The organism is Sulfitobacter sp. EE-36, from assembly GCF_000152605.1.
GTDB lineage: Bacteria > Pseudomonadota > Alphaproteobacteria > Rhodobacterales > Rhodobacteraceae > Sulfitobacter > Sulfitobacter pontiacus.
Map to the genome: position 1 here is coordinate 1,512,940 of NZ_CH959310.1, position 12,770 is coordinate 1,525,709.

Consider the following 12,770-nt stretch of genomic DNA (forward strand, 5'->3'; position numbering starts at 1 on the left):
ATTTCCCAGACTTACCACAAGGGTTCCCTATGTTCCGCCACCTGTTAATGCTCCTCTGTTGGGTGGGCATCGTGGGAACGGCACAGGCGCAAGATTTGCAGCCCGTGCTTCAAGCTCATGCCGATGAAATTGCCAAACCCTCGCGCAGCTCTGTCTCTGTCGCGCTGGATGATCTGGTTGCCTCCGGTGCGCCGCAGGTCAGCGCGTTTCTTGAACGCTGGCAGGACAAAGGGGTCTGGCAACGCGACGCGGATGGTGTGTTCTTTTTCGGCACCGAGACAGGCGACACGCTGACCTTGCGCGATATCGACAGCGATGCGGAAAGCACGGCACCGGCAAACGGGTTTTCGCAGCTGAAACCCAATGGCGGTGTGCGCCGCCTGATCGGCACCGCGCTTGTGCAGTTCCAACTGACCGACCCTGATCTTGCGCGCCGTCAAAGTGCCGTCGATTCAATCGCCCGCCGCTCGGAGGCGGACCAACTGGCCCCCCTGCGCGCCTCGATCGAGGCAGAGACAGACGCGGCGCTGAAGGCCCGCAAGATCCAGCTGACCAACTTCCTCTCTGCCAGCTTTGGCGACACAGCCGCCGATCGTATCGCCGCGATCACATCGATGGCGAGCGATACCTCGATCGAGGCGCGGGCGGTGATGAACCAGATTCTATCGACCAAAACCGCAACGCCGTCTGAAACACCCAGCGGCAACGTCGCGCGGGTGCTGACACCGGGGGAGGATATCTCACTCGATGCGGCCTATGCGCAGCTTGTGGCGGCTGATCTGGCCCCGGCGCGGGTGCCCCCCGCCGCGATCCGCGACGCTTTGGCGGCGAACGTTGTCAACGGGCGTGTGGGTGGTATCCCGACAGCGCGGCTGAATACCGATGCGGCGCGTGCGACGGCCTATGCCGCACTTGCCGCGGCGGGCACCGTGCCGCCGCTGGTGACCGCGCGGGACCAGCAAGATGCCATCGCGGGCATGCCGTTCTACGAGGTCTATGATGAGCCCGACAGCGCCGTCACAGACGCCGCGCGGGCCGCGCTCGACAGTATCGAGACCCGCGTCGTCGCCGCGCAAACCGTTGACCTGACGCTGGACGCGCTGTCGCTCGCGTCGATCTATTTCCTTGCTGCTATCGGCCTTGCCATCACCTTTGGCGTCATGGGGGTCATCAACATGGCCCATGGCGAGTTTATCATGATGGGGGCCTATACCGGCTATGTCGTGCAGCTGTTCGTGCCCGATTACACGCTGTCGATCATCATCGCCCTGCCGCTGGCCTTTGCAGTAACATTCGCCGCCGGTGTGGTGATGGAGCGGTTGGTGATCCGGCACCTCTACCACCGACCGCTAGAGACGTTGCTGGCGACTTTCGGGATCTCTATCGCTTTGCAGCAACTGGCCAAGAACATCTTTGGCACGCAGGCCCGACCGCTGACCTCTCCGGCTTGGCTGGACGGGGCGTGGGTGATCTCGGATGTGATCCAGATCAGCTATATCCGCATCGCGATCTTCGTGCTGGCACTGCTATTCCTGGGTCTGATCCTGTTTGTGCTGAAGCGCACGCGACTGGGGCTAGAGGTGCGCGCCGTGACGCAGAACCCCGGTATGGCGGCCAGTATGGGTATCAACCCCGACCGCATCAATATGATGACCTTTGGTCTTGGCTCGGGCATCGCGGGGATCGCGGGGGTAGCCATCGGGCTTTATGCCAAGGTCACGTCCGAGATGGGGGCCGATTACATCGTGCAATCCTTCATGACCGTGGTTGTGGGCGGCGTTGGTAACGTCTGGGGCACGCTGGCCGGGGCCTCGCTCATCGGGTTCCTGCAAAAGGGGATCGAATGGTTCAACCCGTCCAATACCCTCGCGGCACAGACCTATATGGTGCTGTTCATCATCCTGTTCATTCAATTCCGTCCCAAGGGCATCGTTGCCCAAAAGGGTCGGGCAGCGGCGGATTGATCCATGCGTAAAACATTCATTTCCGAAAACCCTTCCGTCCTGTGGTTCATCGCGCTGTTGGGGCTGTTTACCCTCGCGGTCGCCATCGGGTCAGAGGCGACGGGCACCGGCCTGATCTCTACCTCTATGGTCAAGACCTTGGGCAAGACGCTGTGCCTGTGTCTGATCGCCATCGCGATGGATGTGGTCTGGGGCTACTGCGGTATCCTGAGCCTCGGGCATTTCGCTTTCTTCGGCATCGGCGGTTACGCCATCGGCATGTGGCTGATGTATGCACGCACCGAAGGCATCGTGTTGTCGAGCCTTGAAGGTCAGGTGATCCCGCCCACACCGCAAGAGGTGCAGGACGCCATCGGCAACCAGATTTTTGGCGTCGTTGGCAGCTCTGACTTTCCGTGGCTCTGGGCCTTTTCCGACAGTCTGTTCCTGCAACTGTTGATGGTGGTGATCGTGCCGGGGCTGCTGGCGCTGGTCTTTGGATGGCTGGCGTTCCGCAGCCGTGTCACGGGCGTTTACCTGTCGATCCTGACGCAGGCGATGACGTTGGCGCTGTCGCTGTGGCTGTTCCAGAACGACAGTGGCCTGCGCGGCAACAACGGGCTTTCCGGTTTGCAGAATATTCCGGGGTACGAAGACACCTCGCAGGGGACCATCAGCCTGGTGTTCTTTATGGGGTCGGCGCTGGCGCTGGCGCTTGGGTATATCCTGTTTGCATGGGTGGTATCGGGCAAGATGGGCAGCGTGGTGCAAGGCATCCGCGATAACGAGGCCCGCGTCCGCTTCCTTGGCTACCGTGTGGAACGCTACAAGCTGTTCATCTTTACCCTGACCGCCGTGATCGCCGGTATCGCCGGGGCGCTTTATTACCCGCAGGCGGGTATCATCAACCCGGCAGAGATCGCGCCGATTGCATCGATCTATCTGGCGGTCTGGGTCGCGATTGGCGGGCGCGGGCGGCTTTACGGCGCGGTGATCGGGGCGGCATTCGTATCCTTGCTGTCGAGCTGGTTCACAGGGGGCGGTGCCCCTGCCATTAACCTCGGGTTCTATACGATCCTATGGACCGACTGGTGGCTGGTACTGCTTGGCGTATCCTTTGTTTGCGTCACCTTGTTCTTCCCCAAGGGGATCGGCGGCCTGTTTGATTATCTGGTGAGGAAACCGTCATGAACGATACCCTGTTAGAAGTCTCCGGCGTGTCGAAATCCTTTGACGGGTTCAAGGCGATCAACAACCTGTCGATCCAGATCGCAGAGCCGGAACTGCGCGCTGTGATCGGGCCGAACGGGGCGGGCAAGACCACCTTTATGGACATCATCACCGGCAAGACGCGCCCCGACAGCGGCCATGTCGTCTGGGGGGAGCGGAATATATCGCTGCTAGGTATGTCAGAGGCGGATATCGCGAACGAAGGGGTGGGGCGCAAGTTTCAGAAACCCACCGTGTTCGAGGCGCAGACCGTGCGGCAAAACCTTGCCATGGCGCTGAAGAACCCGCGTGGGCCGCTGGCCGTCCTGCTGCACCGCAAGACCCCGTCCAACGCTGCGCGGATCGAAGGCATCGCGGCAGAGATCGGCCTGACCGAGAGCCTGACCCGCATCGCCGGAGAGTTGAGCCACGGCCAGAAGCAATGGCTTGAGATCGGCATGCTACTGGCGCAGGAGCCGCGCCTGCTGCTGGTCGACGAACCCGCCGCCGGCATGACGGTTGAGGAACGCGAAAAGACCACCGATATTCTGAAACGTGCCGCCAAGACCCGCGCCGTGGTGGTGGTCGAACATGACATGGAATTCGTGCGCAGGCTCGACTGCAAGGTCACGGTGCTGCACGAAGGATCGGTGCTGGCCGAAGGCAGTCTTGACCACGTGACATCCAACCCGAAAGTGATCGAAGTTTATCTGGGGCGCGGCCATGCTTGAAGTTGAAAATCTGGACCTGCACTATGGTCAAAGCCGCATTCTTTACGAGGTGTCCTTTCACGCCCCCAAGGGGCAGATCACGACCTTGATCGGCAACAACGGGGTCGGCAAGACCTCCACCCTCAAGGCGATTGCCGGGCGGCATCCGGCGTCGGCGGGCACGATCACGGTTGATGGAACTCCCGTGCGTTTGACCACCGCCTTTCAGGCGGCGAATGCGGGCATTGCCTATGTGCCGCAGGGGCGCGAGGTTTTCCCGATGATGACGGTAGAGGAAAACTTAGAGACAGGGTTTGCCTGCCTGCCCAAGGCCGACCACCACATTCCAGATCACATTTACGATCTGTTCCCTGTCTTGCGGGATATGAAGGCGCGGCGCGGGGGGGATCTGTCGGGCGGGCAGCAGCAGCAGCTTGCCATCGCACGGGCGCTGATCACGCGACCGCGGGTCTTGTTGCTGGACGAACCGACTGAAGGCATCCAGCCCAATGTGATCCAGCAGATCGGGGATGCGCTGCGGTTGCTGCGCACCCAGGGCGAGATGGCAATTGTATTGGTCGAACAGAATGCCGATTTCGCCTATGCGCTGGGCGACAGCTTTATCGTGGTCGAAGGCGGGCGCAACGGGCCGCGTAAGCTGAAGGCCGATTACACCAAGGACATGTTGATCGCCGATCTGGCGCTTTAGGCCACCATCGCCACGTCGGGGTCTTCGGTCGAGGGGCAGGTGAACCAGAACACGGTTTCCTCCCCCGGCACACTGTCGAACCCGATTTCCCCGCCCATGGCCTCTACCAGATGGCGCGAGATATTGAGCCCAAGCCCGGTGCCACCGCGCTGTCGCGTGTTCGATGCCTCGGCCTGCGAGAACGGCTGGAAGATGCGTTCGCGGAACTCTTCCGAAATGCCGTTGCCCAGATTGGTGACAGAGATTTTGGTCATGTCGCCCACTGGCGCTGTGGTCACTGTCACGGCGGTTTCGGGGTAGGCGAACTTGCAGGCGTTGGACAAGAGGTTGGTCAGCACCTGCATGATCCGGTTCTTGTCGGTCAGCACGTGATGATCGGGATCAGGCGTGTCTACGTCGATCTCGACCTTCCATTCGCTGGCATAAGGCTCTACCTGCTCGGCGGCGAGGGTGACGATATCGCCCAGCTTCTCCGGTTTCGGCACAACGGTCATACTGCCTGCGTTGATCTTTTCCATGTCCAGAATGTCATTCACCAACGCGACAAGCCGGTCGCAGTTGGCCGTGGCGATCTGCACCAGACGCACCGCGCCGGCATCCGGATCGTCCTGTGTCTGGGCCTCGAGCAGCCCCAACGCCCCCTTGATCGAGGTCAGCGGCGTGCGCAGTTCGTGGCTGACGGTGGCGACAAAGTCGTGCTTCATCTGTTCAAGTTTGTTGCTTTCGGTGATGTCGATCTGGATACCCAGCATCCTCAGGGCCCGCCCGTTCTTCGCCCGCTCTACCACGACCGCATCCGATTTGATCCAGCGCCAGTTGTCCTGACCGACGCGGATGCGAAAGCGGGCCTCGGCGCGGTCGGTCATCCCGTTCAGACAGGCGAGTTCGATCTTCTTGACCACCGCCGCATCGTCGGGATGCACATGCTGCATCTTATCGTAATAGGGGTTCTGACAGGCGGGGTCAGCGGGGTGGTGCATGATGTCGCGCCACGTGTCCGACACCACAGATGTGCCATTTTCCAGATCAATATCGAAGACCCCGATATGCGCACTGCTGAGCGCGAGGCTCCACCGTTGTTCGGTTTCCGCAATCTTGAGCGTGCGGCGCTCGCTGTCGGTGATATCGCGCAGCATCAAGGTGATACGGGTCTCTGCGTCGGCGGTAAGCCAGGTGTTCTTCTCGACCTCAAGTGTGCGGGGTTCTGTCGTACCCTTGTGGGGCGGCACGACGACCTTCGCCCCGCCGTCGGCACGGTGGATGTCGACCTCGGGGAGCAGGTCTTGCACGAAGTCGCCCGTCGCGTCCTTGCGGTGCCCGGCCGCGATCAGATGCTGTCGCGCGGCATCGTTCAGATGCAGAATCTCACCCGATTGCCGGACCGAGATAATCGGCAGCATCGCGTTTTCGAGGATTGATCGTTTCTCTTGGTGCTGCGTCTCAAGCTCGCGGGTTTTGTCGGCCACCGTCTGGTTGATTGTCAGATTACGTTTCAGGATCACCGACTGGATGATCAGGATCAGCGCCGTGATGGTCAGCGACAGCGCCAGCACGATCCATTTGGCGTTGTTAGGTTGCGCGGCTTCGAACGCCGGGGTGCTGGCCCAGTGCAGGGTCATGCGTTGGCCATAGCCCGTATGGTCACGCGAAAACTCAAAGGCCGGGGCGGGGGCATCGCTGGCGACGGTCGGGTGGTGCTGGAACGGGGTGCCATTCTCATCATAGAAGGACACATCCAGCGTGATGAGGTCATTTTGCGCGGCGAAGAGATCGCTAAAGATTTCGTCCACATCGACCATCGCAAAGGCGACGCCCAGAAACGCCGCATCAGGATCGCGGGTGCCGTCAGAAGCGGCGCCGGGGCGGAAAATCGGTTTGATCAGCAGGGCATGGCAGTTTTCACCGTGGAGCGCAGGGGTTGTCGAAAGCGTCTCGCCGCTTTCATAGGCGGCGAGGGCCGTGGCCAGAAGATCTGCGTTGCTTGAAAACTCGGTCCCGACCATGCCGACGAAATCTTGTGACGGCGTGGCGCGCTGGATCACGAAATCCTTCAGCGTGCCGTCGGTTTCGTCATACACAGGGACGGCAAAGCCGATGGCGTCCAGCACGTAGGAACCGTCTGCAATATGGACCGACGTGGCGTAGGTCTCCATATCCTGCGCCGTTACCTCGTCAGAGGCAGCGACAAAGCCCGCGACACCGTCGAGCGTCCTGCCGTATTCGTCGGCGCGCCGCCCCATTGACGACAACCCTTGGCTGACCAACGCGTGAAACCTGTCCTGCGCTTGGACCTGCACAGTATTGCCCGCCACAAAGAAGAACAAAAAGGAAAGCCCGATGCAGACGCAAAGGGTAAAAAGTTGAAAGTAGGCTAGCTTGCGCGGAATTGTCATCGTTGCCCTGTCACTCAGTCCTGCACAGAGGGTTGTACGCTCTGCATCTCTTGAAATTCTCTGCCATCGTTAATGGTTTCTGAAACTGGCGGAATTATGGCGCTGTTGCTCATTTCACACAAAGCGCTTGCGGCCTTGGACGTGTTTGCAGCGCATATACCAAGGGTGTTTCGGGAACCCGCCGCTGTTTCGGGTCGTTTGTCTTGGGGATGTGATCAAATAGCCACGTGAGAACGGGCCTTTTTTGCTCCCGCTGATTCAGTAATGAGTAAGGAAGAACCCATGGAAGAAGTCGACGCCAACCCCGGCCTGATTTTCGATAAACTTGACGGCTGGTTGGACGGCTTTTTCAGATTGCTCCCGAATATCGGCGTCGCGCTGGTTGTGGCCGTGGTGTTCTGGTTTCTGGGAATGGGCATCGGCGCGCTGATCCGCAAAACCGCCGGGCGCCGCGGACGCGAGAATTTGGGCAACGTGGGCGGGTCGCTGATGCGGTGGGCCGTGACGATCATCGGCTTCATGCTGGCGGTGACCATCGTCGCCCCGACGGTCACACCGGGGGATCTGATTGCCGGTTTGGGCGTCAGCTCTGTCGCGATCGGCTTCGCGTTCAAGGACATTTTGCAGAACATGCTGGCAGGTATCCTGATCCTGCTGCGTCAGCCCTTTGAAGTCGGCGACCAGATCGTGTCGGGCGGGCATGAAGGCACGGTCGAAAAGATCGAGACTCGCGCCACGATGATCAAGACCTATGACGGTCGCCGCGTGGTCATCCCGAATTCGGACATCTATACAGACAGCGTGGTGGTCAATACGGCCTTTGACACGCGCCGGTCGGAATATGACATCGGCATCGGCTGCAGCGACGATTGGGACACCGCGCGCAAGGTCATGCAGGATGCCTGTGCCAGCGTTGAGGGTGTAGAGACCGACCCAGCCCCCGAAACGATACCGGTCGAACTGGGCGATTCCGCCAATATTGTCCGCTTGCGGTGGTGGACGAAATCGGACCGTGCGTCGCAGATCCATACCTTCGGGGCGGTGCTGCAGGCCGTCTATAAAGCGCTGGACGAAAAAGGCATCGATATGCCCTATCCGACGCAGGTGCATCTGTTCCACGACCAGACCGAAGCGACCGACGGCGACCGCCGCGCGCAGCGCGAAGGGTGGCCCGCGGGCGAGGGCGACGTGCCGAAATCGCGTGCTCAGCAACGCGACGAGAAAGAAGAGAAAGCGCGTCGATCCGACGCCTGATCAATCCAGAGAAGAAGGGATTATATGTTTTTCGACAATACGGTACTCGATGTTCTGGCCCGCGGCTTCGTGCTCAGCGGTGTGGCGCTGATCTGGATCATCCTCATGGTGCGGATCGTCGGGCTCAATTCCTTCTCGAAAATGACGAACTTCGACTTTGTGACCACCATCGCCTTCGGCTCTTTGCTGGCGGGGGCGGCGCAAGCGGCGGATTGGAAAGCCTTCTTCCAGACATTGGTCGCGACCGCTTGCCTGTTCCTTTTCCAGTTCGGCCTATCCTATCTGCGCCGTCGGTCAGAAACCGCTTTGCATACCATCCAGAACGCGCCGGTCTATCTGATGGAGAATGGCAAGATCTGCGAAGAGGCGATGCGGGTCAATCGTGTGTCGCGCAGTGACCTGATGGAGAAGCTGCGCGAATCCAACGTCATGCGGCTGAGCGATGTGCGTGCCGCCGTGTTCGAGACGACGGGCGAAGTCTCTGTTCTATGTGGGGACGAGGTGGATGACGCGATGCTGGAATACGTCCAACGCGTCTAACCGATATACCTGAGTATTTAAGTCGCTTGTGGCGGCGGACGTTTTGCGCGATCTGTGGGTTATGCCTGTGACCTTATCAGATTTCGAAGCCTCCGCCCACGCGACCCTTGCCGCTGATGTGTTTGCCTACCTCGAAGGCGGCGCAGGAGGGGAGCTGTCGCTGCGCCAGAACCGCGCCAGCTTTGGCCGGATAGGAGTGCTGCCACGCCTGTTGGCGGACTGTGCAGGCGGCCATACGCGCACGACGATATCGGGGCAGCCCGCGGCGCATCCGATCATGGTCGCGCCGATGGCGTTCCAACGTCTGTTCCACCCGGAAGGAGAAACTGCGACGGCACTGGCCGCTGCCGCGCAGGAGGCGGTGATGGTGGTCAGCTGCCAGACCAGCACCGCGCCCGAAGACATCGCCACCATTCCGGGGCGACGCTGGTTCCAGCTTTATATGCAGGCGGATCACGATAGCACGATGACCTTGGTCAACCGCGCGGTGGATTGCGGGGCAGAGGCGCTGGTGGTGACGCTTGACGCCCCGATCAACGGCCTGCGCGACCGTGAGGTTGCCGCGGGCTTTGTGCTGCCGGATGGCGTGCGCCCCGTGATGCTGGACCCGCTGCCGCAACCGCCGCGACCGCAGTTGCAAGACGGGCAGAGCGTGGTGTTCGACGGGATGATGGTCTTTGCCCCCACATGGGCAGACCTGACGCGGCTGATTGCGGACAGCCCCGTTCCGGTGATCATCAAAGGCTGTCTGCGTGCCACGGATGCGCGGCGGTTTGTCGATGCCGGTGTTGCGGGGATCATCGTGTCAAACCACGGAGGCAGGGTGCTCGATACTGTTCCGGCCCCCGTCACGCAGTTGGCCGCCGTGGTGCAGGCGGTGGGGCAGGATGTGCCGGTCTATCTGGATGGCGGCATCCGGCGCGGGAGCGATGTGTTCAAGGCGCTGGCGCTAGGGGCCGAGGCTGTGCTGGTCGGTCGCCCCGTGATGCACGGGTTGATCGTCGACGGGGCACGCGGGGCCAGTCAGGTGTTGCGTCGCTTGCGGGACGAGCTGGAAGTGACGATGGCCCTATGCGGCTGCGCAACGGTTGAAGACATCACCCCCGATATGATCACAGCCTTCGGCGGCGACCCGATCAGCGAAAGCGATAGCTGATCGGGATTGCCAGATTGAACGGGCCGGCACCCATGGCAGAGGGCGGGCGCGGCAGTGTTTGCAGCCGGTCAAAGATATCCAGCGCCGCCTGATCCAGCACCGGCCAGCCTGACGACTTGGACACCTCGCGCGCTTTGATCTGACCGTATTGATCCAGCGTGAAGGCCACGGTTGTGGTCCCCTCGGCGCGGGCTTCGCGGGCGCGGCGGGGGTAATCCTTGGCGGCATTCAACGCCAGAACCAGCGATTTTTGCCAATCCGTGATCTCTGCCCGTTCGGCATCTGTCAGCCCCTGTTCCTTGGCCGCGCTTTGGTCCTGTTCGTCCTGACCCGCGCTTGCCTTGGGGGCGGCAGCCGTGCTTTGCGCGGCGTTCTCGTTTTCGGTCTCTTCCTGCAACTCGGTCGGCGTTTCGGTCGCTTCCTTGTCGGTGTCGACTTCCTGATCGGGGTTGGCGATCTTGAACTGCAGTTCGGGGTCGTCCGGCGTGTGCGGTATCTGTGCCAGCAGCGGATCGTTTGACGCTTTGGCTTCCTCGCGTTCGGCCGGGCTTTCGAGCGTGGCTTGGCTATCCTCGGCGGGTGGCCCGTCGGGGAGGTCGGTTTCAGGTGCGGCCATGATCATCTCGACCTCGGCCAGATCGATCAGCTCGCGGCCCTGAATGCCTGCTTCTTCCGGTGGCTCATAGGCCGCGGCCTGTGTCAGCCAAAGTGCGACTAGCGCGCCATGCACGCCGATGCTCAGCCCGGCCCCCAGCATCAACCCGGCACTATATCGCGGGGCGTAGGCAAAGCTCATTCTGCGGCGTCCTGTGCCGCGGGGGCAGGCGAAGCGGTTGCCACGTCACCTGCCGCCGCAGGGGCGGCCCCGCCCTCGTCCTCAAGCCCGACGAGGCCGATCTTCAGATAGCCTTCGCTCCGCATACGGTTCATCACGGCCATCACCTCGCCATAGGGAACCGACCGATCGGCATTGATATAGATGCGCGTGCCCAGATCCAGACGGGTCAGGATGCCAAGCCGCATGTTCAGGTCCCCCAAAGATACCTCTTCTTCGCCCACGCTCAGGCTGAGGTCCTGATGGATGGTGACAAAGACCGGATCATCGGGGCGCGGCGCGGGTTTGCCGGTGGCGACCGGCAGCTCTACGTTGACGTCCACGGTGGACAGCGGGGCCGCCACCATAAAGATGATCAGCAGGACCAGCATCACGTCGATAAACGGTGTGATGTTGATATCCGCATTGGGGGCAAGATCGTCGCCGCCGTCAGAAAGTCGCACGCCCATCGGGGTTACTCCGCTGCCAGTTTGGTGGCGATATCAGGGGTGGTATGCGGCACGTCTGCGGTACGCTCTGCACGGTCCAGATCGCGTGACAGGCAGCGTTCCACCAGCGCCGCGGCATCCCCCACACGCGCGCGGTAGCCGGTGACGACGCGGGTGATGTGGTTATAAAGCAGCACGGCGGGGATCGCGGCGACCAGACCGATGGCGGTGGCCAGCAGCGCTTCGGCGATACCGGGGGCGACGACCGTCAGGCTGGTGCTGCCGCTTTCAGCGATGCCGATAAAGCTGTTCATGATGCCCCAGACCGTGCCGAAAAGCCCGATGAACGGTGCCGTCGACCCGATGGAGCCCAAGATCATCGCACCAGACTGCATCGAGCGCGCGGCCCCCGCCTCAATCCGCGAAAGCTCGGAGGCGACGCGTTCCTTGATACCCGCCTTGTTCAACCCGTCAGAGATGTCGATCTCGGCCAAAGCGGCGCGGATCATCGCGCGCATGGGGCCGGAAAAGGATTTCGCCTGCGCGCCTTTGACGGCCCCCGCCTTGGCAAGCTTGCGGTAGGACCGGCGCAGCCGCGCATTGGCCCAGCTCACCTGCAGGATCTTGCCCGCCCACACAGCCCAGCCCAGAACCGAGGCGATGGCCAGCCCGAACATCACCGCTTTCACGACGATATCGGCCCCCATGAACATCGCCAGCGGCGAATGGCCGCCCTGTTGCGCGGCGACGCGCATCGGCTCGGACAGGGCAGGGCCGATCCATTCGTCAGCCCATGTGATCAGCGCGATATTGACCGACGCAGTGTCGGCTGCGGCCAGTTGCGGGGTTGCGACAAGGACGGCCGCCAGAAGGATGCTTGGGAATTTCATATCAGGTCTCTGCCCATTGTCGGATGAGGTTGTGGTAGATGCCGGTCAGGCGCACAGCGGTCGGGTCGTTCAGACCCGCGCTAGCCGACAGCTCTTGGATGGATTGATCCAGATCGAAGAGAATCTCGCGCTGGCCGCCGTCGCGGATCATTGACTGCACCCAGAAGAAGGACGCAACACGCGCACCACGGGTGACAGGCGTGACCTGATGCAGCGAGGTTGACGGATAAAGCACGCAGTGCCCCGCCGGCAGTTTGACCGACTGGGTGCCGTAGTTGTCTTCGATGACCAGCTCGCCACCGTCATAGTCGTCGGGGTCATTCAGGAACAGCGTGCACGACAGGTCGGTCCGCAGCCGCTGGCCGGTTTGCGGGTTCACGCGGATGGCGTTGTCGACATGCACGCCGAAGGTCTCTGCCTCTTCGTAGCGGTTGAACATCGGGGGCAGGACATGCAGCGGGAGGGCAGCGGAAACCCACGTGGGGTTGCCCATCAACCGCTGGAGCACCAGCGTCTGCAGATCAGGCAGAACGGGGCTGTCGAGGGGAATTTGCTGATTGCGCTTGGTTTGCGCCGATTGCGCGCCGGCGGTGTTGCGGCCGTCGTCCCATTGGGCCGTGTCGATCACAGATCGGATATGGGCAACTTCCTGCGGTGACAGGATATTTTCGACGCAAAGCAACATGGTGTATCCTTTCGAGGG

12 protein-coding genes are annotated in these 12,770 nt (G+C 61.6%); 7 read left to right on the forward strand and 5 right to left on the reverse strand.

The annotated features are described in order from the left end of the window. The first annotated feature begins 29 nt into the window (after nt 1-29). The 4 genes from urtB to urtE are packed head-to-tail and all read left to right on the forward strand — an operon-like array spanning nt 30 to nt 4,571. Entirely contained in the window at nt 30-1,964 is a 1,935-nt protein-coding gene (urtB, locus tag EE36_RS09940; protein WP_005851849.1) for an urea ABC transporter permease subunit UrtB, read from the forward strand. A 3-nt stretch (nt 1,965-1,967) separates the two neighbouring features. Beyond that, nucleotides 1,968-3,134: an urea ABC transporter permease subunit UrtC gene (gene urtC / locus EE36_RS09945; RefSeq protein ID WP_005851851.1), complete on the forward strand. Its 1,167-nt coding sequence runs from the start codon at nt 1,968-1,970 to the stop codon at nt 3,132-3,134. After that, the gene (urtD, locus tag EE36_RS09950; RefSeq protein WP_005851852.1) at nt 3,131-3,883 is read left to right on the forward strand and encodes an urea ABC transporter ATP-binding protein UrtD; all 753 of its coding nucleotides are present in this window, start codon (nt 3,131-3,133) and stop codon (nt 3,881-3,883) included. The genes urtC and urtD overlap by 4 nt, the downstream gene beginning before the upstream one ends. Further along, nucleotides 3,876-4,571, forward strand: a complete 696-nt coding sequence (gene urtE / locus EE36_RS09955; RefSeq protein ID WP_005851854.1) for an urea ABC transporter ATP-binding subunit UrtE — start codon at nt 3,876-3,878, stop codon at nt 4,569-4,571. The genes urtD and urtE overlap by 8 nt, the downstream gene beginning before the upstream one ends. On the opposite strand, the gene EE36_RS09960 is transcribed toward urtE, so the two are convergent. Beyond that, nucleotides 4,568-6,964: an ATP-binding protein gene (locus EE36_RS09960; protein ID WP_005851855.1), complete on the reverse strand. Its 2,397-nt coding sequence runs from the start codon at nt 6,962-6,964 to the stop codon at nt 4,568-4,570. The two genes, urtE and EE36_RS09960, sit on opposite strands and share 4 nt — an antisense overlap. A 282-nt stretch (nt 6,965-7,246) precedes the next feature. Here EE36_RS09960 and EE36_RS09965 point away from each other — a divergent pair, with 282 nt between their 5' ends. The 3 genes from EE36_RS09965 (at nt 7,247) to EE36_RS09975 (ending at nt 9,914) form a co-directional block, all read left to right on the forward strand. Beyond that, nucleotides 7,247-8,218, forward strand: a complete 972-nt coding sequence (locus tag EE36_RS09965; protein WP_005851856.1) for a mechanosensitive ion channel family protein — start codon at nt 7,247-7,249, stop codon at nt 8,216-8,218. A 24-nt stretch (nt 8,219-8,242) separates the two neighbouring features. Beyond that, complete coding sequence (locus EE36_RS09970; RefSeq protein ID WP_005851858.1) at nt 8,243-8,758, forward strand: DUF421 domain-containing protein; 516 nt, start codon at nt 8,243-8,245, stop codon at nt 8,756-8,758. 61 nt (nt 8,759-8,819) lie between these two features. Continuing rightward, nucleotides 8,820-9,914, forward strand: a complete 1,095-nt coding sequence (locus EE36_RS09975; RefSeq protein ID WP_039912226.1) for an alpha-hydroxy acid oxidase — start codon at nt 8,820-8,822, stop codon at nt 9,912-9,914. On the opposite strand, the gene EE36_RS09980 is transcribed toward EE36_RS09975, so the two are convergent. From EE36_RS09980 to EE36_RS09995, 4 genes are all read right to left on the reverse strand, one after another. Then, complete coding sequence (locus EE36_RS09980) at nt 9,895-10,710, reverse strand: energy transducer TonB (RefSeq protein WP_005851862.1); 816 nt, start codon at nt 10,708-10,710, stop codon at nt 9,895-9,897. The two genes, EE36_RS09975 and EE36_RS09980, sit on opposite strands and share 20 nt — an antisense overlap. Next, nucleotides 10,707-11,198: a TonB system transport protein ExbD gene (gene exbD / locus EE36_RS09985; protein WP_005851864.1), complete on the reverse strand. Its 492-nt coding sequence runs from the start codon at nt 11,196-11,198 to the stop codon at nt 10,707-10,709. The genes EE36_RS09980 and exbD overlap by 4 nt, the downstream gene beginning before the upstream one ends. A gap of 5 nt (nt 11,199-11,203) precedes the next feature. Further along, nucleotides 11,204-12,067 (reverse strand): tonB-system energizer ExbB, encoded by an 864-nt coding sequence (gene exbB / locus EE36_RS09990; protein WP_005851866.1) that lies wholly within the window; start codon nt 12,065-12,067, stop codon nt 11,204-11,206. A gap of 1 nt (nt 12,068) precedes the next feature. After that, a partial coding sequence (locus EE36_RS09995; protein ID WP_005851868.1) for a Fe2+-dependent dioxygenase occupies nt 12,069-12,770 on the reverse strand: 702 nt, incomplete at its 5' end.